Source organism: Aristaeella lactis, from assembly GCF_018118585.1.
GTDB lineage: Bacteria > Bacillota > Clostridia > Christensenellales > Aristaeellaceae > Aristaeella > Aristaeella lactis.
Window position 1 is genome coordinate 527,022 of sequence record NZ_CP069421.1, and the last position, 22,068, is coordinate 549,089.

Sequence of the window (22,068 nt, forward strand, 5' to 3'; positions counted from 1 at the left end):
GGAGTGGAGAGACAGATGAGCGAGACACCAAAGAAAATCCTCGATATCAGAAATCTGGATATCTCCTTCAGGACAAACGCGGGAACCGTGCATGCCATCCGGGGCGTAAGCCTGGACCTTTGCAAGGGTGAAACAGTGGCGATCGTGGGTGAATCCGGTTCGGGCAAATCCGTGACCATGAAAGCTACCATGGGCCTGCTGGACAGCAACGCGAAGATCAACAGCGGAGAGATCCTGTATACCTATACGGACAAGGACGGGAAGGAAACCACGGTGGACCTGCTGAAAATGAGCAGGAAGGAGCTGCGCCGGGACATTAACGGGCAGCGGATCGCCATGGTGTTCCAGGATCCCATGACCAGCCTGGATCCCACGATGACCATCGGAAAACAGATTATGGAGGGAATGTTCCTCCATAAACATATGGAAAAGGAAGCGGCCCGGAAACGGGCGATCGAACTGCTGGAGCTTGTGGGGATTCCGGACGCTGAAAAACGGTTTAAGAACTATCCCCACCAGCTATCCGGCGGTATGCGCCAGCGGGTGGTGATCGCCATCGCCCTGAGCGCTGATCCGGACATCCTGATCTGCGACGAACCTACCACGGCCCTGGACGTGACCATCCAGGCCAGAATCCTGGAACTGATCATGGATATCCAGCAGAAAATGAAGCTGTCCGTGATCTATATCACCCATGATCTCGGCGTGGTTGCCAAGGTGGCAGACTACGTCAACGTGATGTATGCCGGAAAGATCGTTGAGGTTGGCAACGTCAACGAGATCTTCTATGAGCCGAAGCATCCCTATACCTGGGGCCTGCTTTCCGCCATGCCCGACCTGGACACGGACGACGAACGGCTGTATTCCATTCCAGGCAGCCCGCCCAATCTGCTGCATGAGCCGAAGGGAGACGCTTTTGCCGCCAGGAACCAGTTTGCCATGGCCATCGATGAAAAGGCGGAGCCGCCGATGTTCCAGGTTTCGCCCACCCATTCCGCCGCCACCTGGCTGCTGCATCCGGACGCCCCGAAGGTGGAAATGCCTGAGGAACTGAAAGCCCGGATCGAACGCGCGCAGAAGGAGGTGGAGAAGATCCTATGAGTGAACCGCTCCTGAAAGTGGAAAACCTGAAACAGCATTTCAGGATCTCCCGTAACTATACTGTGAAAGCCGTAAACGGCGTATCCTTTGAGATCTATCCCGGAGAGACCTACGGACTGGTGGGGGAATCCGGCTCCGGAAAAACCACCATCGGCCGCAGCGTTATCCGGCTGTATAATCCGACAGAAGGAAAGATCATCTTTAACGGGATGGATATTACCGGCAGGCTGGAAGGGAAGATCCGGGAAAACCTGCGGAAAAACATGCAGATGATCTTCCAGGATCCCATGGCGTCCCTGAATCCCCGGAAAAAGGTTGCGGACATCATCGGTGAGGGACTGGACATCCATCATATGGCTTCGTCGAAGGAAGAACGGGCGGAGCAGATCAGCGCCATGCTGAAAAAGGTCGGACTGTCACCGGAACACGCGGAACGCTATCCGCACCAGTTTTCCGGCGGCCAAAGGCAGCGGGTCGGCATTGCCCGGGCACTGATCATGAACCCGAAGCTGATCATCGCGGATGAGTGTATCTCCGCCCTGGACGTGTCCATCCAGGCCCAGGTGGTCAACCTGATGAAGGATATCCAGGATGAGACATCCTGCGCCTATCTGTTTATTGCCCATGATCTGAGCATGGTCAAGTATATATCAGACCGGATCGGTGTGCTGCATCTCGGATACCTTGTGGAAGCGGGGACCAAGGAAGAAATCTTCTCCAACCCGGTCCACCCGTACACGAAGTCGCTGCTGTCCGCCATCCCGCATCCGAATCCGGAAGCGGAAAAGCGGCGGAAATCCATTGCTTACGACTATGCCTCATCCGGTATCGATTATGCCAAAGGAACGGAACATGTGGTTTCCGGAACACACACTGTCCTTGCGACAGAAGATGAATTCGACCGGTGGGTGAACAGGCAGTAAAACGGATAAGGGTTCCCTGTCGGGAACCCTTGTTTTTCGCTTGTTCCCAAAGTCCCAGAAGGTTGACACATACGTACGCACGTGTTAAGATTCACAGGAACAACGGGCGGAGCCCGGTTTTTTACTACATGGAGGGTGCTGCAATGACTCAGTATCGCGTCGGTATCATCGGTGCCACCGGAATGGTGGGACAGCGTTTCATTACCCTGCTGAAGGACCATCCCTGGTTCAAAGTGACCTGCCTGGCGGCTTCTGCCCGCAGCGCCGGTAAGAAATACAAGGATGCAGTGGGAGAACGCTGGGCTTTTGACTGGCCGATCCCGGATTATGCCGCGGATATGACCATTGTGGACGCTGCGGATATCGATGCCGTCGGCGAACTGGTTGACTTCTGCTTCTGCGCCGTGGACATGAAGAAGGACGAAGTCCGCGCCCTGGAAGAAAATTACGCAAAGCATGAAATTCCGATCATCAGCAACAACAGTGCCTGCCGTGGGATTGAAGACGTTCCCATGGTAGTGCCGGAGATCAATGCCTCCCACTTGGCTGTGATCGATACCCAGCGGAAGCGCCTGGGAAGCAAGTACGGCTTTATCGCCGTTAAACCCAACTGCTCCATCCAGAGCTATGTGCCTGCCCTGACCCCCCTGCTGGACTTTGAGCCCACCCAGGTCAGCGTATGCACCTATCAGGCGATCAGCGGCGCCGGCAAGACCTTCAAGAGCTGGCCGGAGATGGTGGATAACGTCATCCCCTATATTGGCGGGGAAGACGAGAAGAGCGAAAACGAGCCCCTGAAGCTGTGGGGTACCGTGGAAGACAAGGGCAACGGCCCGGTGATCGTGAACGCAGCGGAGCCTGTGATCAGCGCCCAGTGCCTGCGCGTTGCCTGCAGCGACGGTCATATGGCTGCTGTTTCCGTCAGCTTCCGCAAGAAGGTTACCAAAGAACAGATCCTGGAGCGGTGGGCGAACTTTGAGACAGAAGCCCAGCGGCTGGAGCTGCCGAACGCTCCCAAGCCATTCCTTCAGTACTTTGAGGATCCGTCCCGTCCCCAGACCCGTCTGGACCGGGATTTCCAGAACGGCTTCGGCGTCAGCATCGGCCGTCTGCGTGAAGACAAGATCTTCGACTGGAAGTTTGTGTGCCTGAGCCACAACACGATCCGCGGCGCTGCCGGCGGCGGTATGCTGACTGCGGAACTGCTGTGCAGGAAAGGAATCATTGTTGCGAAGCAAAAATGATTCCAGTGAAATATTGAACGGCGAAGCCGTTCAATGTGAAATATCCGACTGACGTCGGATGTGAAATATTTGGCTGAAGCCAAATGTGAAATATTCCGCATTCGCGGAATGTGATATAATGTTTTCGCCTGGGTTCCTGTGACGGGCTGGAAAGCCCGGAACAGTCAGGATATGCAAAACGATTCGTAAAGGCAGAGTAGCGTTTTCCGCGTAAAGTGTTCATGAACGGGGAGTTGTCATGAAACGAAACGGCAAATGCCGTGCGGTGGAGGATGCGCATCCCGCTGCTTTTTACAGCAAAAGCCTCTGCGAATCACAAGAACTTTTTTCTGTGAGACGAAAGGAGGCTTTTTGTATGCAAAAAAACAAAGAGACGAACCCAACCTACAAGCTGTGTGTGGTCGGCATCCTGTGCGCACTGGAAATCGTGCTCAGCAGGGTCGCGGCGATCAACGTATTTCCGTGGCTGAAAATCAGCTTCGGATTTATCCCGATCGCGATCTGCGCCATTCTGACCGGGCCGGTATGGACGGTCATGATGGCCGTAGTATGCGATATTATCGGGGCAACATTGTTTCCTACCGGAACATTCTACTGGGGATTCACTCTCGTGGCTGCCGTGGACGGCCTGATTTATGGCCTGTTCCTGTATAAACAGAAGAACCATCTTCTGCGCTGCCTGCTTTGCACTTTGACGGTTACAATTATCTGCAATATTGTTCTGAATACCATATTCCTTGTCCGCACCGGCTATATTGTAGGTCCGGAAAACGAAGCGTTCATGTCCATTTTCTGGACCAGGGTCGGGAAAAACATGGCGCAGTTTGTTGTAAACGGATTTATCCTGTTCGGAATATGGAAGACGCTGGACAGAATACCCGCTCGACTGAGGAAACTCTGATATGAAGAAAGAACAGAAGTTTGCTATCCTGGCGAAGCTAGAGGAAATGTATCCGGAGGCGAAGGCGGAACTGGTCTTTTCCAATCCGTACGAGATGCTGGTTGCCACCATGCTTTCCGCACAGTGCACCGACAAGCAGGTGAACAAGGTAACCCCCGCAGTCTTTGAACGCTGGCCGGACGCGAACAGCATGGCAGAGGCTTCTGTTGAGGAGCTTTTCCCGATGGTGAAAAGCTGCGGCTTTCGCTCCAAAGCAGGGAATATCATTGCTGCCTGCAGGATTATTAAAGAAAAGCATGGCGGACAGGTGCCGGACACCATGGAAGAACTGACCGCGCTCCCCGGCGTGGGCAGGAAGACGGCAAACGTGGTGCTTTTCAACGCTTTCGGGATTCCAGCTTTTGCTGTGGACACCCATGTGTTCCGGGTCAGCAACCGGATGGGCTTGTGCAAGGCGGATACGGTTGAGGAAACAGAGAGGCAGATGACAAGGCTGATTCCCCGGGAAAAGTGGGGACAGGCCCATCACTGGCTGATCTGGCATGGCAGGAAGCTGTGCAAAGCGCAAAGGCCGCTGTGCGAAGAGTGCGGGGTAAAAGGACTTTGCAGCTATGCTGCAAAGTCAATGAAGAATGAAAAATAGATCCTTCGACTGCGCTCGCTACGCTCGTCTTGCTCAGGATGACACTTTTATAGGATGGAAAAAACTCCTGCGATGGGAATCGCAGGAGTTTTCATGACTTAAAGGAAGAGTAAAGAGTGAAAAAGCAGCCCGGCGATGCCGGGCAATCTTTTTATTCATAGAAGCTGAAGATGAAGCAAGGATAAGAGACGACATCTTCTTCACTCTGGTACTGATGTCCTACACCCTCACAGGTGCCGTAGATCTTCACCTTGGAACCGGCCTCCAGGCCGGGATCATGATCGGCACTGTAGACCAGGTAATTGGAATACTTGTCCTTGTTCTTCTTCAGGGCGGCCAGGATGATCCACTGATCGCCGGACTGTTCCACGCTCACGACATGGGCGGTATAAACCATATACTTGCCGGCGTAGGTATCCAGTTTCTTGACAAGCGTATTATACGCGGGATGGATCGCCTTGGTGGCGGAACGATCGCGGGTATCCTGCTCTGTCAGCTGGCGGGTGGTTTTATATTCAAGACGCTTATTGTCCAGTCCTTTCTTCTGGAAGGCAAGGACGATATCATAATCACCCTCCAGGGTTGTGGGAACTTTGAACTTGAATACACCGGTTCCATTGGTCCGGATGGTTTTTTCAAGAACAGTGGCGCTTCCGCAGGAAACGAGGCACTGGACGGTAACGCCCTTATCTGTGACACCGGACACGGTGAGCTCATCGGAGGTCAGGATCTCGGGGATTTCCGAGGTCATGGAGATGGGCAGGAGAGACTTGTAGTACTGGGTTACATTTTCCGAACTGTAGGTCTCAAGAACCCGGACACCGTTGATCTCCAGTGTAAGGGTAATGTTCCATACGCCTTCTTCCGGCAGGGTGAACTTCAGTTTGAAGTTGCCGGACTTGGGGACTTCCATCGGGAAATTCTGTGTAGAGAAGTTAGCCAACCGCTGGGCGACACCGATGATGGAAGCACCGGGAGTGGCACGACCTTCAACCGTGAAGATACCAGTATTGGTCACAAGCGGCGGCTCCACGGTAACCTGGAGGACGCTGGTCAGATCCACGGAGATGGTATCAGCGTTGCCGGCATCTATGGCGGCTGCGGACTGAATAGCGGCTTCACCGGGATCTTTTGTTTCAAAGACCAGGGTGTTGGCAATCTTGTTCAGGTTATCTTCATCCGTGCGGCGGGGAAGACGATCAAATACTTTATAGTCCAGGAACACGGTATAGCCGTTCCGGATGCTTTTGCGGGCGACGCCGCGCCAGGTGGCTTCACCGACGGTGCGCTTGTACTCAAACTTCAGGAAGTTGCCGCCGTACTTCTGCTTTTTCCATTCGGGCTTCAGGATGGTGAAGCCTTCCTTGGCATACTTACCGGAACCCTGATGGAGCTTGAGGTATTCGTTACGGGTCTGGCGGGTCTGCTGTTCCAGATCGAAATAGTGGGTTGAATCTTCATCCACATAAACACGCACTTCCAGGCAGGCATCCATCTTTTTGGTCCAGGCCTGAAGCAGCACGTGATTCTCTTCCCAGTCCGCAAGGAGTTCTTCCTTGGTTTTGCTGATAGCGGGGCTGGAAAGCAGGTCCTGATGATCGTCGAGATTTTCGGGCGTCAGGACGATATAGTTGGTCTCATTGATGGAGATCTTACCGGCACAGGGCTCCAGGGCATATTCCGTATCAGCCACGGCGCAGGCACAGAAAACCATCATGAAAAGGACCAGAATGAGTAACAACGATTTCCGCACGGGCTCACCGTCTTTCTCTAGAATGATGGATCAGCAACAAAACTGATAAAATATCAACAATAATTATATCATAGGAAGAAGTTTATTGACAAGATTCCTGCGCAGGAGACTCTCCGCGGGAGATAACCGCTTTGCGGCGGCGAAGGAAGCTTTCCCTGTCGAGCATGACAATCCTTCCGCAGCCCTTGCAGCGGATCTTGATATCGGCGCCGGTACGGATGACGGTCCATTCCGCTGAACCGCAGGGATGGGTTTTACGGGTGGTGATCACATCACCGACCAGGATCTCTTCAACCATGGTTATCGCTCCAATAAAAACGGAATTAAGAATTAAGAATTCAGAATTCAGAATTATATATTGTTTACTGTGCCAATTGATCAACGGACAGACTCCTATGTCATGATATAGCATGGAAGGCTAAAATTCAACTGAGGTTTACAGAAGACAGAGAATTTGTTAAAATATCGCGAAGAAAACGGAGACAGAAGAGGAATGAGCATGAACCAGAAACGCGATCCGATCGGGGTTTTTGACAGCGGGGTAGGAGGCATCAGCACCCTGCGGGAAATGATCCGTGAACTGCCGGATGAGCGTTTTATCTATTTCGGGGACATGGCGAATGCTCCTTACGGAACCAAGAATACAGAAGAGGTTATCACCTGCGTACGGTCTGTTGTGGACCGGCTGATGGAACAGAATATCAAGGCGCTGGTGATCGCCTGCAATACAGCCACAGGAGCGGCTGCTGCCGTTCTGCGGGACGAACTTAGTATTCCTGTTGTGGGAATGGAACCGGCCCTGAAACCGGCCTCAAAAGCCCGGAAAAACGGAAGCGTGCTGGTGCTGGCGACACCCCTGACACTGCATCAGGAAAAGTTTGAGAACCTGATGAAGCAGTATGGGGAAGGTGCTGTAAAGGTTCCGTGCCCCGGCCTGATGGAACTGGTGGAGGCGGATGACACAGAGGGAGCAAAGCGGTACCTGGAGAAGCTGTTTTCCCGATATCCTGCGGAAACAGTGGACGCGGTGGTGCTGGGATGCACCCACTATGTGTTCCTGAAGGATATGATCCGCGGTCTGCTGCCGGAACGCATTGCCATTACGGACGGGAACACGGGAACAGCCAGGCAGCTGCGCCGGGTACTGGCCGCGGAAAACCTGCTGAATGAGGAAGGTCCGGGAAGCGTGGAACTTGAAACCAGCGGAACGGAAAAAGATATAGAGCTGATGAAAAAACTTCTGATTCAATGAATCAGAAGTTTTTTCATTTGAGATTATGTCCCGGTGACAAGGAAGTGGTAAGTGAAATATTCGACTTCGTCAAATGTGAAATGTTGACTTCGTCAACGTGAAATATTGAACAGCAATGCTGTTCAATGTGAAATATCCGGCTGCCGCCGGATGTGATGATTACCCGGGCTGACGGTCAGGCTGCTCAGCTGGAAAGCCATCACAGATTGATGCATTTCATTGGTTTTCTGGCTCAGAATTGACCGGAAAATATATTTTTCCTTTTCTTTTGAGCCTTATTATGGTATAATCCCGTTTAGCATTTGATTCCCGCTCTTCGCGAATTCGGAGTGCAGGATGATCATCGTTTAATTAAATCAAGGAGGAATGACAACTATGGCTGAATTCGCAACCAGTAACATTCGTAACGTTGCCTTCATGGGGCATGGCAGCGAGGGCAAGACCACGCTGACCGAGGCGATGCTCTTCGCTGCCGGCATGATTGACCGTCAGGGTAAAGTGGAGGACGGTACCACAGTATCTGACTTTGACCCGGAAGAGAAAAAGCGCGGTTTTTCCATCAGCGCTTCCTATGCACCCATTCCCTGGAATGGCAAAGTTATCAATGTGATCGACGTTCCCGGATATTTTGATTTCATCGGCGAACTGATGGGACCCCTGCGCGTGATCGAGACCGCGGTTATCGTGGTCGGCGGCGTGAACGGACTCAGCGTCGGCGCTGAGAAAGCCTGGGATTACGCGGGTGCCCATAACCTGGGCCGTATGTTCATCGTGAACCAGATGGATCGTGAACATGCCAATTTTGAAAAAGTGACTGCTCAGCTTCGTGAAAAGTACGGCTCCAGCGTGGTGCCGATCCTGCTGCCCCTCGGACAGGGTGCCAGCTTCCGCGGTGTTGTGAACGTCCTGGAAAAGAAAGCCTATGAAGGCGCCTACAAGAAGAGCCTGGAAGTTCCGATGCCCGCCGAACTGGAAGCGGAAGTCAACGAAGCTTTTGAATATCTGACCGAACAGGCCGCGGCCGCGGATGACGATCTGATGATGAAGTACCTGGAAGGCGAAGAACTGACCTATGACGAAATCATGGCCGGTTTCCGCAAGGGCATGAAGGACGGCAGCATCGTTCCCGTTGTGGCCTGCTCCGCCGTGACCGGCGTGGGTATTGCCCGTACGCTGGACCTGATGGCCAAATACCTGCCTTCTCCCGCACATGAAGGCCTGTTCCAGACCGGAAAGAACCCGAAGACCGGTGAAGAGATCAAGCGTGTCTGTAAGGACGAGGAACCCTTCTCCGCCCTGGTGTTCAAGACCATTGCCGACCCGTTCGTCGGTAAGCTGAGCCTGTTCCGGATCTTCTCCGGTATGCTCACTTCCTCTACCCAGCTGTATAACGCCAACAAGGAAAAGACTGAAAAAGCCGGCGGTATGTTCACCCTGAAGGGCAACAAGCAGACGAACGTTGACAAGCTTCATGCCGGTGACCTGGGCGCCCTGGCGAAGCTGCAGATCACCTCTACCGGTGATACCCTGTGCGACCCGAACAATCCGATCATCTATCCCCCGATCGAGTTCCCGGCTCCCTGCATCTCCAAGGCTGTGTTTGCCGCGAAGCAGGGCGAAGAAGACAAGGTCTTCAGCGGCCTGAACCGTCTGGCGGAAGAAGATCCTTCCATCAGGATTGAAAAGAACGTCGAGACTACCGAAACCGAACTGAGCGGCCAGGGTGAAATGCATCTGGACGTGATCAAAAACAAGCTGGCTTCCAAGTTCGGCGCCAACGCGGTGCTGCAGGATCCCAAGATCCCGTACCGTGAAACTATCCGCAAGACCGTTAAGGTCCAGGGCCGCCATAAGAAGCAGACCGGCGGTCACGGCCAGTTCGGCGACGTATGGATCGAGTTCAGCCCCATCCTGGACAGCGACGCGGACTTCGAGTTTGAAGACGCGGTTGTCGGCGGCGTGGTGCCGAGAAACTTCATCCCCAGCGTTGAAAAGGGCCTGCGCGAGAACATCGTGAAGGGCGTCCTGGCCGGCTATCCGATGGTTCACCTCCATGCGAAGCTGTACGACGGATCCTACCATCCGGTCGACTCTTCCGAAATGGCCTTCAAGACCGCTGCCCGTATCGCCTACAAGAAGGGCTGTATGGAAGCGAGCCCCGTCCTGCTGGAGCCGATCATGCACGTTGAAGTGCTGGTTCCCAACGAGTACATGGGCGATATCATGGGCGACATGAACAAGCGCCGCGGCCGCATCATGGGTATGAACCAGGTGAACGGCATGCAGCAGCTGGAAGCGGAAGCGCCCCTGGCTGAAATGTTCAAGTACGCCACCGACCTGCGCAGCATGACGCAGGCGAGAGGCTCCTTCTCCATGAAGTTTGAGCGCTACGAGGAAGTTCCCCAGGTCGAAGCTCAGAAGATCATTGCCAACGCGAAGATCGAAGAGGACGAGGAAGAATAATCCGTATAACACACAGTCCCCGGCGTATGCCGGGGCTGTTTTTGTTATTCGGATTATTCCAATGAAATATTGAGCAGCAAAGCTGCTCAATGTGAAATATCGGCCGACAAATCGGCCGATGTGAAATATTTGCCTTCGGCAAATGTGAAATATTCGGCTGCCGCCGAATGTGTGATTTACTGTGCTTCGCACGGGATATTTGCCTACGCGAACGGAAGGGACGGTCCTCTCGTTCCGTATAAACCGTAACGTGGAGAGCCGTCCCTGTCCGTTCACTCATCAGTTTCAGGTAACAAAAATCCCTGCCTCCGAAGAGGCAGGGAAGGGAAAACCAAGGAAAGGATTATTCAGCAGCGATGGTGTTCGCAGCGGTACGGCCGGAAACGAAGATCTCAACGATCGCGTTGCCGCCCAGACGGTTACCGCCGTGGATACCTCCGGTGACTTCGCCAGCGGCGTAGAGGCCGGGGATGATGTTGCCTTCAGCATCCAGAACATGACGCTGGGTATCAACAACGATACCGCCCATGGTGTGGTGCGTGGAGGGAGCCATCAGACGAACGATCAGGTCAGCACCTTCCAGGTCATAGGTGGAAGGATCGTACTTACCGTTCTCATCCTTGGCACAGTTACCAATGGTGCGGGAGGCAATGCCCTTGCCAACATCCGGGAATTCACCCTGTCCCATAACAGCCTGGTCATAAGCCTTGATGGTCTCCAGAACAGCGGCGGGATCAGCGGTGACACCTTCGAACTCGGGATCAGAGAAGAGCTTGGTCAGTTCTTCAACTGTGCCCTTGATGTGGTAGTAGCGGCCGGCAAAGTCGGTCGGCTGCAGCTGCGCGGTGGGCGGTCCGGGAATCTTCTGTTCAGCATTGTAGAACTCAACGAAGACGCCGGGGGTATTGTTCTTCACGATACCGTTGCGGAACTCAGCCAGGGACAGCACGTCACGCTCGGAACCTTCATCCACGAAGCGTTTGCCGGTGGTGGGGTTGATCCAGCAGGCGTAGTTACCGCCGCCGAAGGCCAGGTTTCCGTTGTCTACCCAGGAGATGGGCATCAGCTGGGTAAAGCCCATACCGGTTGTGGCGGCACCGACCTTCTCGGCCATAACGATGCCATCACCGATCTGAGAGGAACGGTTGGTGGTCTTGGTGGAGGTGGTCAGGTAAGCGGTATCCCAGTACACGTTGTTCTCAAGTACCAGGTTGATGTTGGCAGCATAGCCGCCGGTGGCCAGCACAACGCCCTTGGTGGCATGAGCGGTCACTTCGGTGCCGTCAAACTTCACAGCCTTCACGCCGGTGACCTTGCCGTCTTCGATGATCAGATCGGTGGCGGTGGTGCGCAGCATGATGTTGTCTTCACCGATGGTCTTCACGGGTCCTACGAAGTAGGTGCCCCAGTTGCCGTCCTTCGGTTCATACTCATTTTCGCGATACCAGAGGGCACCGATCAGGGTGTTCTGCTGATCTTCCAGGAAGTGTGCGCCCTGGTCTTCCAGCCACTCCTTCAGGCCCTGGCCGTCGTTGATGAACTGCTTGACCAGGTCGATGTTGCCGTAGATCCACTGGGACTTGTCAGCACTCTGGCGCAGACCGCCGTAGTAGGTCTGGAAGATGTGAAGGTTCAGGGTGGAGAACAGAGCGAGCTGGGATTCGTCGATACCGGCATCCAGCTTGGGCTGCGCCCAGTCCAGATAAGCCTGGATCTCTTTCTTCAGCTCCTGCAGGACGGGCAGGTATTCCGCATGCACGCCGTGCTTGGCCAGTTCGACAGCGTCGCCGGCCACGAACTCATGGGTCTTGTAGAACTCTTCATCGAAGGGTTCTTCGCTCCAGTTCAGGATGTTCTTGAGCTCGTTGATGCAGCCGTTCACAGACTTATACTTGTTGTAGGTCTGTCCGTTGTGGGCATAAACGCCGGTTTCAGCGTCCGGATCGGCCGGATCCCAGACAACGTAGGGCATCACAGACTGGAACTGACCGCCGGAGACCAGCGTGTTACCGCCGACTTCAGCGTTCTTCTCGATAACCAGGACGGTGTTGCCGTTCTGGGTGGCCTGGGCAGCCGCGGCAATACCGGCACCGCCGGCACCGACGACGACCACGTCAGCGGTCACATCGATGGCTTCGCCGGCAGTGTGCTCAATCTTGTTGGACTTGAAGGCGTCCAGATTGGTGCAGGCAGCCTGTTCGGCAGCATCGTTCACGATCGCGCGCAGGGCACGGCTGGTGAAGGTGGCGCCGGAGACGCCATCCACGCCGGAACCGTTGGCGGCGAGCATTTCGGGGATCATGATGTCATAAGCGACATCGCCCACATGAGCGGTTTCCACAGAAGCGGTGATCTCGATGCTCTCGAGCTTGCTTTCGGAGAAGGTCACATTGGCAGTAACGTTGCCATTGTAGCCGTAAGCAGTCGCTTCATAGGTGCCGGCAGTGAAAGCCAAATCAGCGGGAGCCTCTGTGCCTTCGGCCAGAGCCTTGCCAACAGCTTCCAGAACGGCCTTCTGGGTGGCGGTAGCACCTGCTACGGTGTCAACACCGTCAACAGTGCCGGCGGCAACGATCGCTTCGATCAGCTTTTCAACTGTTTCAGCACGGTCAAAACCGCCTAAAGTGTAGGTTTCTCCAGAGTCGTCCACGTCGAGGGCAGTGATCTTGCCGTCTTCGACGGTCACGGTCACTTTCACCTCGCTGCCGAAGCCCTGAGCAGCACCGGTCCTGGTTTCCGCATCAGCGGAAGCCACGGCCAGCATGCTGAAAAGCAGGCAGAAGGACAGGAGAAGAGCAACAAGTTTCTTCATGGGTTTCCTCTTCCTTTCCTTATAGAGATATAAAGATTGTTCGGGCCTGACAATACATCAGACTGTACATGGAGTGTACTATGCTGCAATCGTTTGCGTCAATTTGTATACAATAATAATGGCAAATTAGCAAAAACTACCAAAGAAGGGCAATAACTACATACTGTATCCATTTGGGAAACTGTTGCCCGAAAGACGTAAAATAGATATAATGAACTGTTGTAACGGTAACGGAGGAGGAAAAATCGTGCGGCCTCAGACACAGAAAATTGCCCGGTTCGGCCTGCTGACAGCGCTGGCGCTGGTCCTTGGACTGATGGACAGGGCAATTCCGGTTTCCGCCCTTCTCGGGGGAGTTCTCCCCGGTATCAAACTTGGACTTGCCAATACGGTACTGCTTTACGCTGTCTACCTTATGGACTGGAAGAGCTGTGTCGCGCTGATGCTGACGAAGGTTGTACTCTCCGGCCTGATCTTCGGCTCCCTGTCAGCCATCCTGTTCAGCCTGGCCGGCGGCGTGCTGAGCCTGATCGTGATGCTGCTGATCCGGAAAAAGCCTGAAAGGGGAGCCGCTGCCGTTATCCTGCTTACGTCGGCCGCTGAGATCTGGCTGTTAAGCAAAAACAGGCATCCGCAGGGGCAGGTGCTTGCGGTTGTGATCCTGATCGGGATCGCGTTTATTGCGGGCATTGTTATCCTGGTGCTGACCGTGAAGGGAACTGTCACTCCGGTGATGGGCACCTCCCTGGCCGGCGCGGTTTCCCATAATGTAGGGCAGATTGTAATGGCCTGCGCGGTTATGAACAATACCATGCTGCTGATCAGCTACCTGCCGGCCCTGATCGGAATCGGCGCGGCGGTGGGATGCCTGACCGGTATTGTGACGGACCGGGTGCTGACGGCAATGAAGTTAATGAAGAATGAAAAATGAACAATGAACAATGAATGGCTATGACCATTTATGGAGGAAGCATTGAAAAGGATAATAATGGCCGGAGCAGTTCTGCTGGCAGTGATGATGCTGTGCACTGGATGCGCGGCGCAAAAAGAACTGCCGAAACAGGCCGAAGTCGGGTTTTACCTGGATACGGTTATTACCCTGACAGCCTATGTTGAAGACCGGCAGGTACTGAAGGACGCGCTGGAGGAGTGCGGACGGTATGAGCGGATGCTTTCCCGTACCGTTGAAGGAAGCGACGTATGGCGGATCAACCATGCCAACGGCGCTCCGGTGGAAGTATCTGATGACACAATGCGGATCCTGCAGTGCGCGAAGGAGATCAGCGAGAAATCCGGCGGCGCGTTTGACGTAACGATCGCTCCGGTTTCCACCATGTGGAACTTTACCAGGGAACCGCATGAACTGCCGGACGCGGAAGCTATTGCCCGGGCCGCGGAACTGGTGGACTACACCCGGATGCAGCTGGACGGAAACACGGTGACCCTGCCTGAAGGCATGATGATCGACCTGGGCGGCATCGCCAAAGGATATATCGCGGACCAGGTGAAGGAGTATCTGAAAGGACGGGGCGTACAATACGCGATCCTGAGCTTCGGCGGCAATATTGTGGCCATTGGGAAAGAAAAACCGGACGGGACGCCCTGGAAGGTCGGTATTCAGGATATTGACAAGCCAACCGGGGAACACATGCTTGTTTCCCTGAACAGGGGCGGATCCACGGTTACCAGCGGCATCTATGAACGGGGTTTTACCCTGGACGGTGTCCGGTATCACCACCTGCTTTCCGCGGAAACAGGCTGGCCGGTACAGAATGAACTGGCCTCGGTGACCATTTTTTCGGAAAGTTCCATGGAGGGCGATGCGCTTTCCACAACAGCATATGTGCTTGGAACGGAAAAAGGAATGGAACTGATCGAAAGCCTGGAAGGCATTGAAGCGGTATTTATTGCCAGGGACCGGACCGTGACGTATACATCCGGCGCGGCGGCCTATATGGTTGAATAAACGGAGAAAAGATATGAAGAGGAAAAACTTTATTGCTGTTGCGGCCATCGTGCTGATTGCGGTAATCGCGCTTGTTGTTCTGATGCTGGAGAAGAATAATTCAGAATTCAGAATTCAGAATTCAGAATTAAGTGTTACGGCGGAACCTGATAAAACGGAACCACAGGTGACACCGGACGTCATTGAGGTGGAACAGACGGAAGCACCCGCAGCGGAGCAGACGGAAGAAACCACGGCAGAAGAAACGGCAATACAAGCAGAAGAAGAGACTGAAAAAACCTCAGCGGAAGAAACAGAAGCCCCTGCAGCAGAAGATATGGAAAAAACCGCTGAAGAAGAAACAAAAGCATCCGCTGAGGATGAGGCAAAGGAGCAGCCTTTCCTGGTGCAGATCACAGAGGATGATCCTTCCATCGGCTATGTGCTGGTGAGAATGCCGAATCCTATAGGCCTGCTGCCGCTTCCGCAGGAAGGGGAATACAAAAAGACCATCCGGGTGGCTATGCCGGACGGATCTGAATATGTGAATGTGCTTCATATCACTACAAACGGATTCTGGATGGAACACGCGAACTGCGAGGGACAGGACTGTGTGAAACAGGGAGAAGTCACTCTCGAAAACCGGGAGGAGCGGATCCTCTGGAATATGATCATCTGCCTGCCGCATCAGCTTTCCGCGGAGCTGATCACAAGGGAAGAAGCGGAGCAGATGCTTAAGTAAGAATTATCCGCCTGCGGGCGGATAATTACTTAAAAATGTAAAATGAATAATGAAAAATGAATAATGGTGGAGAAAACAGCGCCTGGGCAGGCGCTGTTTTTTGATTTGATGCCGTAAAGCGGCAAATGATTTACAGTAACTGGAGTTTTTCGATGACTTTCAGGGCGGCGGAGATGCCGTCAGCGGCGGCGGAAACAATGCCGCCGGCATAGCCCGCGCCTTCACCGACCGGCCAGAGCCCGCGGATATCTTCTGCTTCTCCCAGGGGATTCCGGTTGATGCGGACGGGGGAAGAAGAACGGGTTTCGGGACCGGTCAGGACCGCATCCGGACAGGAGAAACCGGACAGCTGCGCGTTCATGGCACGAATGCCTTTCTTCAGGTCTTCGATCATCCAGGCAGGCAGGACAGCACGGAGGTCCGCGGGAACAACACCGGGAAGGTAGGAGGGAAGAATGTCCCCGAAGCAGGCAGATTCCCGGCTTTCCAGGAAATCACCGACCCGCTGGGCAGGCGCGATAAAGTTACCGCCGCCGGCCCTGAAAGCAGCTTTTTCGATACTGCGCTGCAGGACGAAACCGGCCAGGGGATGATCATCCCCGAAATCTTCCGGCCGAACACCTACCAGCAGGGCCGCGTTGCTGTTCTGACCGTCACGGGCATGATAACTCATACCGTTGGTCACGACGCCTCCGGGCTGGGAAGCGGCCGCAATGACCTCGCCGCCCGGACACATGCAGAAGGTATAGACGCCCCGGCCGTCCGGGGTATGGCAGATCAGTTTGTAGGATGCGGCACCGAGGGCCGGATGCCCCGCAAAGGAGCCATATTGGGATTTGTCGATAAAGGTGCGGGGATGCTCAATGCGTACACCCATGGCGAATGGCTTCTGCTGCATGCGCAGGCCCTGGGTGAAAAGCTTCTGGACAGTATCGCGGGCAGAGTGTCCTATGCACAGGAGAATGGTATCGGTCAGGAATTCCCGGCGTTCCCCGCTATGGGAAAGGACCGCTCCCTCCACATGACCGCCCCGGAGAATCAGCTCCTCCAGGCGGGTCTCAAAAAGAACGGTGCCTCCGAGACGAATGATCTCCTCCCGGATGGAAGAAACAACACCCTTCAGGCGGTCTGTGCCAATGTGGGGCTTCTGGTCAATGAGAATGGATTCCGGCGCTCCGTGGGCAACGAAGGTATCCAGGATGTTCCTGATATGGGGGCTCTTTACCCCGCAGGTCAGTTTTCCGTCAGAAAAGGCTCCGGCTCCGCCTTCGCCGAACTGGACGTTCGAATCAGGATTCAGGACGCCATCCTGCTGCATGGCGGCAACATCGTTGCTGCGGGCGTCCACGGATTTTCCGCGCTCAATCAGCGTAGGTGCCATGCCGGCACGGGCAAGGGTCAGGGCAGCGAAAAGACCGGCAGGGCCGGCACCCACAACAAGCGGCTTCGTCGCATGTTGCGGGTGCAATGAAGAATTAACAATGAACAATGAAGAATTGTTTTTGGCTGTATTCTGAACAGGTGTCAGGGTTTTGTTATGCCGAAGGGCGGACTGTTCGTTTTTGAGGGTAAGATCGATGGACAGGACGAAATGGACATCCTGTTTGTTCCGGGCGTCAACGCTGCGGCGGGACACATGAAAAGAGAGAAGCTGATCAGATGACAGCTTCAGCTTTTTCAGCAGGAGGGCCCGAAGGATAGCATCATCATAATCCAGCGGGACAGAAAGATTGGTGAGTCGGAGCATAAAACCCTCGAGATAATGCAGAATGCAGAATTCAGAATGCAGAATGGCGGAGGAATGGCTGCGCCATTCTTTCATTTGAGGAACCGTGAAGAGTGAAGAGTGGCGTGCGATCGTCGTTATGGGAGTCGGAGCATAGCACGTCGAGATAATGCAGAATGCAGAATTCAGAATGCAGAATGGCGGAGGAATGGCTGCGCCATTCTTTCATTTGAGGAACAGTGAAGAGTCGATCCGGGCTTTCAGTCCGGATCATGCCAGCGAAGTGAAGCGGGATCGGTGAAGGCGGCATCAGGATAACGGACCTGGGTCAGTTCGAGACCGTGGGCAGGAGCCGTCATCCCGAGAGCCAGGCGGTCCAGCGTCCGGAAAGCGGTTTCAAAGGCATCCGGTTTCAGCCTGCCAAGGCCGATCTCCGCAACGGTTCCCGCAATGATGCGGACCATATTATAAAGGAAAGCATCGCCGCTGACGGTCAGGATCCACTCATTTCCGTGAATCTCCAGATCAACAGAGCGTAACGTGCGGATGGTGGTTTTCGCGGTGCCGCCGGCTGCCTGGAAAGCGGCAAAGTCATGCTTTCCGGGCAGCGTCTCCAGGGCACAGCGGACAGGATCCTCCGAAAGCGGGACAGGAATGTGCCAATGGGTGTTGCGCCGAAGGGCGCTTGCATGGCGGGCATTCCAGATACGGTAGGTGTAGGTTTTCCCGGAAGTCAGGAAGCGGGCGTGAAAATCCACGGGAACCTCCCGGCCTTCCAGCACCCTGATATCCGGCGGAAGCATCGTATTCAGCACAAAGGGATACTTTTCCGGCGGAATCGAACAGTCTGTATCAAAATGAACTTTCTGGTCCAGCGCGTGAACCCCAGCGTCCGTACGGGAAGCGCCGGTGACTGTGACCGGATGACCGCAGGCGGAAGAGAGCGCCTCCTCCAGTACCTGCTGGACAGCCAGACCGTTGATCTGCCGCTGCCAGCCGGCATAAGCGGTGCCGTCATATTCGACTGTCAGCAGGATCCGCTTCAAAAGATGATCCCCTCCAGTATAATCAGCCCAAGCAGCACAGCCATCGCGCCGCAGGCAATCCAGTCATTCCGGGTGATCTTCAGCACGCGGAGACGCGTACGTCCCTCACCGCCGTGGTAGCAGCGGCTTTCCATGGCCATGGCCAGGTCTCCGGCACGGCGGAAGGCACTGACGAACAGCGGCACCAGAAGCGGTACCATCGCCTTTGCCCGGGAGATCAGGTTTCCGCTTTCAAAATCCGCGCCGCGGGCCATCTGTGCCTTCATGATCTTATCCGTCTCCTCCAGGAGAGTAGGAATAAAACGAAGGGCGATGGTCATCATCATGGCCAGTTCGTGGGCGGGAAAATGGATCTTTTTCAGGGGCGTAAGCAGGATCTCAATGGCGTCTGAAAGGGCCACCGGGGAAGTGGTCAGGGTCAGCAGGCTGGTGCCGATGACCAGGAACATCAGCCGCAGGGAATAGAAGGCGGCCTGCATGAAGCCTTCCTTTGTGATGCGGATGATCCAGAACTCGATCCAGACAGTATCACCTGACGTAAAGAACAGATTCAGCAGGAAAGTCAGGATGATGATCAGGCGAAGCGGTTTCAGGCCCCTCAGCAGCATGCGGAAGGGGACGTTGGCAAGGCGGGAAGTCATCCAGACAAAGCCAAGGATCAGGGCATAACCCAGGAAGGTTTTTGCCATGAACACTATGACAATGAAGACAATTGTCAGAATCAGCTTGATCCGGGGATCCAGGCGGTGGACCTTACTGTCCACGGGATAGTACTGGCCCATTGTGATATTGTTCAGCACGCGGATCCCTCCTTCCAGAGGCGGAGAAGCTGTTCCTTCAGCTCTTCCGGCCTGAAAAGATCCGCGGGCAGGTCATAGCCTTTTGCCCGGAGCTGTGCGCACAGGCGCGCGGCAGCGGGGACATCCAGTCCAATGGAGGTCATCATATCCTCCCTGGCAAAGATTTCCCGGGGAAGACCGTCAGCGACAATTTTGCCCTCGCTCATAACGATCAGGCGGGTTGCAAGGCGGGCCATATCATCCATGCTGTGGGAAACCATGATGATGGTGACGTTTTCCCGGGCGTGGAGTTCCTCCAGCATGGTCAGGATTTTATCCCTGCCGCGGGGGTCAAGGCCGGCAGTAGGCTCGTCCAGGATGAGAACAGAAGGACGCATGGCCAGCACACCGGCAATCGCGACACGGCGCATCTGGCCGCCGGAGAGCTCAAAAGGACTCCGTTCCGCGTATTTCTCATAATTCAGGTGGACACAGTCCATGGCATAATGGACGCGTTCGGAAATCTCCTCAGCAGAGAGACCCTGGTTTTTCGGACCAAAGGCAATATCCTTCGCGACAGTTTCCTCAAAAAGCTGGTATTCCGGATACTGGAAGACCAGGCCGATTCGCTGGCGCAGAGCACGGCGGTTTACATGCTCACCGTTCAGGTCCTCACCATCGATCAGGACCTGGCCGGAGGAGGGCTTTAAAAGGCCGTTCAGATGCTGGACCAGGGTGGATTTGCCGCTGCCGGTGTGACCGATGATCCCGATGAACTCGCCTTCGTCAATCCGGAAAGAAACGTCGTTCAGGGCAACAGTACGCAGGGCACTTCCCTCGGAATAACAATGGGTCAGGTGGCTGACTTCAATGGACACAGTCTTTCCACCTCCTCTACAAGCTCCTCAACTGTCAGGATGCCGGTTTTCAGCGGCATGCCGGCGGCACGGAGTTCCGCGGCAAGCGCGGTCATATGGGGTACATCCAGATGCATTTCCCGCATTTCATCCACCCGGTCAAACACTTCAGCAGGCGTACCGGACAGACGGATCTGACCGTCCGTTATAACGAGCACGCGGTCAGCCTGGGCAGCCTCTTCCATAAAGTGGGTGATCCAGATGACGGTAATCCCTTTCTGCTGATTCAGAGTGCGGATGGTTTCCAGCACTTCCTTCCGGCCGGAGGGATCCAGCATGGCGGTGGCTTCATCCGCAATGATCACGGACGGCTCCATGGCCAGGATTCCGGCGATGGCGACGCGCTGCTTCTGGCCGCCGGAAAGCATATGGGGCGCAGTGTCAGCATATTTGCTCATCCGGACGGCGGAGAGGGAACTCTCAATCCGGGGAAGCATCTCTTCCGTGGGGACTCCCAGGTTTTCCAGACCGAACGCAACATCTTCCTTGACGACGGTGGCAACGATCTGGTTATCCGGATTCTGAAAAATCATGCCGGCTCGCTGCCGGATCTCCCAGACGAGTTTTTCCTCCCGCGTATCGTAGCCGCAAACGAGCACATTCCCTTCCGTGGGAATGTAAAGCGCGTTCAGGAGCTTGGCCAGGGTGGATTTGCCGGAACCGTTGTGGCCAAGGACGGCCACGAATTCTCCCGGCTGAATAACAGCGGAGACGCCGGAAAGAGCAGGCTGAGCCTGCTCTTCATAGGTATAGGATACATTGTTCAGCTGAACGCGGGTATCAGTCTGCATGGAAATTCCTTTCTGAAATCAAGTGCGCTGGTTCAAGGGGTTAATTGGTGACGGTGATGTAGTGAATCTGGGGGAAGCAGAAAAGCCTGCCGGGGTAGAGGATGGTACCTACACCCCGGGAGATCAGCAGATCAACACGGTTTTCCTTCAGCCAGCCGCCGCGGTAGCGATCCGGCACATCTTCCGCGATATCCAGAAGGGAGCCGAAAATCTTCATCTGACCGCCGTGCGTGTGACCGAAGAGCCCCAGGTCAAACCAGCCGAGTGTTCCGGAAGAGTCCGTGGCCAGCTGCGCGTCTGAAATAGCCGAAGGATTATGACTGAGGAAAATAACATAATCCTGTGCGGATACAGAACCGGCAACTGTTCTGAAGTTTGGATCGCCGACAATGTAATCATCCACGCCGGCAATATAGATCCTGTTGGAGGCGACGTTAACAGCCGCGACCTTGTTCACCAGGGGAGTAACACCGGCATTGGACATGGATTCCGTCAGCTTTGTAAGATCAGCGGCGGATTCACCCCGGTCCATTTCGCCGATGACACCGTACACACCGTAACGGGAATGAAGGGTTCCCTGTTTCCGGAGGGAAACGAAGAAATCAACAGCGGAAGCATTATCAGTGCCGTAATCCCCGCCGAGGAGTACCAGATCCGGACGGAGGTTGTTGATCTTTGACACCAGCCTGCTGACATCAGCGTCTGTAAACCAGAAACCATAATGGATATCACTGAGGTAAACAATACGGAGGTTGTTCGCTTCCGCAGGAAGGTCATCTGACCGGATGGTAACCCTGTCTGTCAGGATCAGGCGGGCCTCCAGCAGGGGATATAACAGGATCAGTACAATCAGGATCAGGCCAATGATCAGGGAGCGGCGGCGATGAGGATACCGCACCTGGTGACGGCCGCGATGGAAGGAGGGAGAAGCACGGCGGGCGGCCGCGGAAACATGCTTACCGCGATAAGCGTTCAAACCTTTCAACTCCTTCCTGAATGCATTGACTGCATAACAAAACTATTATACACT

Annotated in this window: 19 protein-coding genes and 1 riboswitch; of the genes, 10 read left to right on the plus strand and 9 right to left on the minus strand. The window is 54.7% G+C overall.

The window, feature by feature from the left end:
- The first annotated feature begins 15 nt into the window (after positions 1 to 15).
- The 5 genes from JYE50_RS02555 (at position 16) to nth (ending at position 4,812) form a co-directional block, all read left to right on the plus strand.
- The gene (locus JYE50_RS02555) at positions 16 to 1,101 is read left to right on the plus strand and encodes an ABC transporter ATP-binding protein (RefSeq protein WP_084094181.1); all 1,086 of its coding nucleotides are present in this window, start codon (positions 16 to 18) and stop codon (positions 1,099 to 1,101) included.
- Positions 1,098 to 2,024 (plus strand): ABC transporter ATP-binding protein, encoded by a 927-nt coding sequence (locus tag JYE50_RS02560; protein WP_084094182.1) that lies wholly within the window; start codon positions 1,098 to 1,100, stop codon positions 2,022 to 2,024. Before JYE50_RS02555 ends, JYE50_RS02560 begins: the two co-directional genes overlap by 4 nt.
- A 143-nt stretch (positions 2,025 to 2,167) precedes the next feature.
- On the plus strand, positions 2,168 to 3,268 hold the full coding sequence (gene asd, locus JYE50_RS02565) for an aspartate-semialdehyde dehydrogenase (protein ID WP_084094183.1): 1,101 nt from the start codon (positions 2,168 to 2,170) through the stop codon (positions 3,266 to 3,268).
- Between the two features lie 190 nt (positions 3,269 to 3,458).
- A riboswitch (THF riboswitch) is annotated at positions 3,459 to 3,557 on the plus strand.
- A 66-nt stretch (positions 3,558 to 3,623) separates the two neighbouring features.
- On the plus strand, positions 3,624 to 4,169 hold the full coding sequence (locus JYE50_RS02570; protein WP_179138161.1) for a folate family ECF transporter S component: 546 nt from the start codon (positions 3,624 to 3,626) through the stop codon (positions 4,167 to 4,169).
- A 1-nt stretch (position 4,170) separates the two neighbouring features.
- Entirely contained in the window at positions 4,171 to 4,812 is a 642-nt protein-coding gene (gene nth / locus JYE50_RS02575) for an endonuclease III (RefSeq protein ID WP_084094185.1), read from the plus strand.
- Positions 4,813 to 4,963: 151 nt separating this feature from the next.
- On the opposite strand, the gene JYE50_RS02580 is transcribed toward nth, so the two are convergent.
- Complete coding sequence (locus tag JYE50_RS02580) at positions 4,964 to 6,565, minus strand: hypothetical protein (RefSeq protein ID WP_143763468.1); 1,602 nt, start codon at positions 6,563 to 6,565, stop codon at positions 4,964 to 4,966.
- Positions 6,566 to 6,647: 82 nt separating this feature from the next.
- Entirely contained in the window at positions 6,648 to 6,863 is a 216-nt protein-coding gene (locus JYE50_RS02585; protein WP_084094187.1) for a DUF951 domain-containing protein, read from the minus strand.
- A 201-nt stretch (positions 6,864 to 7,064) separates the two neighbouring features.
- Here JYE50_RS02585 and murI point away from each other — a divergent pair, with 201 nt between their 5' ends.
- On the plus strand, positions 7,065 to 7,817 hold the full coding sequence (murI, locus tag JYE50_RS02590) for a glutamate racemase (protein ID WP_084094940.1): 753 nt from the start codon (positions 7,065 to 7,067) through the stop codon (positions 7,815 to 7,817).
- A 375-nt stretch (positions 7,818 to 8,192) separates the two neighbouring features.
- Entirely contained in the window at positions 8,193 to 10,280 is a 2,088-nt protein-coding gene (gene fusA, locus JYE50_RS02595; protein WP_084094188.1) for an elongation factor G, read from the plus strand.
- A 343-nt stretch (positions 10,281 to 10,623) separates the two neighbouring features.
- Here the strand turns inward: fusA and JYE50_RS02600 are convergent, their stop codons facing one another.
- Positions 10,624 to 13,092 (minus strand): FAD-dependent oxidoreductase, encoded by a 2,469-nt coding sequence (locus tag JYE50_RS02600; protein ID WP_084094189.1) that lies wholly within the window; start codon positions 13,090 to 13,092, stop codon positions 10,624 to 10,626.
- Positions 13,093 to 13,339: 247 nt separating this feature from the next.
- Between JYE50_RS02600 and JYE50_RS02605 the strand changes: the two genes are divergently transcribed.
- From JYE50_RS02605 to JYE50_RS02615, 3 genes are read left to right on the plus strand one after another with little or no spacing between them, the layout of a single operon-like run.
- On the plus strand, positions 13,340 to 14,023 hold the full coding sequence (locus tag JYE50_RS02605; protein ID WP_179138162.1) for a Gx transporter family protein: 684 nt from the start codon (positions 13,340 to 13,342) through the stop codon (positions 14,021 to 14,023).
- A gap of 42 nt (positions 14,024 to 14,065) precedes the next feature.
- Positions 14,066 to 15,058 carry an FAD:protein FMN transferase gene (locus JYE50_RS02610; protein ID WP_179138163.1) on the plus strand — a complete coding sequence of 331 codons (993 nt, stop codon included), beginning with the start codon at positions 14,066 to 14,068 and terminating at the stop codon, positions 15,056 to 15,058.
- A gap of 13 nt (positions 15,059 to 15,071) precedes the next feature.
- Positions 15,072 to 15,779 (plus strand): NusG domain II-containing protein, encoded by a 708-nt coding sequence (locus JYE50_RS02615; protein ID WP_084094195.1) that lies wholly within the window; start codon positions 15,072 to 15,074, stop codon positions 15,777 to 15,779.
- Positions 15,780 to 15,909: 130 nt separating this feature from the next.
- Here JYE50_RS02615 and JYE50_RS02620 read toward each other — a convergent pair whose 3' ends face one another.
- From JYE50_RS02620 to JYE50_RS02645, 6 genes are all read right to left on the minus strand, one after another.
- Positions 15,910 to 17,526 carry an NAD(P)/FAD-dependent oxidoreductase gene (locus JYE50_RS02620; protein ID WP_084094941.1) on the minus strand — a complete coding sequence of 539 codons (1,617 nt, stop codon included), beginning with the start codon at positions 17,524 to 17,526 and terminating at the stop codon, positions 15,910 to 15,912.
- Positions 17,527 to 17,765: 239 nt separating this feature from the next.
- Positions 17,766 to 18,551, minus strand: coding sequence for a tRNA pseudouridine(38-40) synthase TruA (truA, locus tag JYE50_RS02625; RefSeq protein ID WP_179138164.1), 786 nt, complete (start codon positions 18,549 to 18,551; stop codon positions 17,766 to 17,768).
- Positions 18,548 to 19,351 (minus strand): energy-coupling factor transporter transmembrane component T family protein, encoded by an 804-nt coding sequence (locus JYE50_RS02630; RefSeq protein ID WP_143763470.1) that lies wholly within the window; start codon positions 19,349 to 19,351, stop codon positions 18,548 to 18,550. Before JYE50_RS02630 ends, truA begins: the two co-directional genes overlap by 4 nt.
- Entirely contained in the window at positions 19,345 to 20,208 is an 864-nt protein-coding gene (locus JYE50_RS02635) for an energy-coupling factor transporter ATPase (RefSeq protein ID WP_084094199.1), read from the minus strand. Before JYE50_RS02635 ends, JYE50_RS02630 begins: the two co-directional genes overlap by 7 nt.
- Positions 20,184 to 21,038 (minus strand): energy-coupling factor transporter ATPase, encoded by an 855-nt coding sequence (locus tag JYE50_RS02640; RefSeq protein WP_084094201.1) that lies wholly within the window; start codon positions 21,036 to 21,038, stop codon positions 20,184 to 20,186. The genes JYE50_RS02635 and JYE50_RS02640 overlap by 25 nt, the downstream gene beginning before the upstream one ends.
- A gap of 40 nt (positions 21,039 to 21,078) precedes the next feature.
- Positions 21,079 to 22,014, minus strand: a complete 936-nt coding sequence (locus JYE50_RS02645; protein WP_084094202.1) for a metallophosphoesterase — start codon at positions 22,012 to 22,014, stop codon at positions 21,079 to 21,081.
- Positions 22,015 to 22,068 lie beyond the last annotated feature (54 nt).

Excerpts from the sequence above, each read along its gene's own strand:
- JYE50_RS02615 (WP_084094195.1), top strand. The coding sequence starts at position 15,072 with ATGAAGAGGAAAAACTTTATTGCTGTTGCGGCCATCGTGCTGATTGCG.
- JYE50_RS02555 (WP_084094181.1), top strand. The coding sequence starts at position 16 with ATGAGCGAGACACCAAAGAAAATCCTCGATATCAGAAATCTGGATATC.
- JYE50_RS02585 (WP_084094187.1), bottom strand. The coding sequence starts at position 6,863 with ATGGTTGAAGAGATCCTGGTCGGTGATGTGATCACCACCCGTAAAACC.
- asd (WP_084094183.1), top strand. The coding sequence starts at position 2,168 with ATGACTCAGTATCGCGTCGGTATCATCGGTGCCACCGGAATGGTGGGA.
- nth (WP_084094185.1), top strand. The coding sequence starts at position 4,171 with ATGAAGAAAGAACAGAAGTTTGCTATCCTGGCGAAGCTAGAGGAAATG.
- JYE50_RS02560 (WP_084094182.1), top strand. The coding sequence starts at position 1,098 with ATGAGTGAACCGCTCCTGAAAGTGGAAAACCTGAAACAGCATTTCAGG.
- JYE50_RS02570 (WP_179138161.1), top strand. The coding sequence starts at position 3,624 with ATGCAAAAAAACAAAGAGACGAACCCAACCTACAAGCTGTGTGTGGTC.
- murI (WP_084094940.1), top strand. The coding sequence starts at position 7,065 with ATGAACCAGAAACGCGATCCGATCGGGGTTTTTGACAGCGGGGTAGGA.
- JYE50_RS02620 (WP_084094941.1), bottom strand. The coding sequence starts at position 17,526 with ATGCTCCGACTCACCAATCTTTCTGTCCCGCTGGATTATGATGATGCT.
- fusA (WP_084094188.1), top strand. The coding sequence starts at position 8,193 with ATGGCTGAATTCGCAACCAGTAACATTCGTAACGTTGCCTTCATGGGG.
- JYE50_RS02600 (WP_084094189.1), bottom strand. The coding sequence starts at position 13,092 with ATGAAGAAACTTGTTGCTCTTCTCCTGTCCTTCTGCCTGCTTTTCAGC.
- JYE50_RS02640 (WP_084094201.1), bottom strand. The coding sequence starts at position 21,038 with ATGCAGACTGATACCCGCGTTCAGCTGAACAATGTATCCTATACCTAT.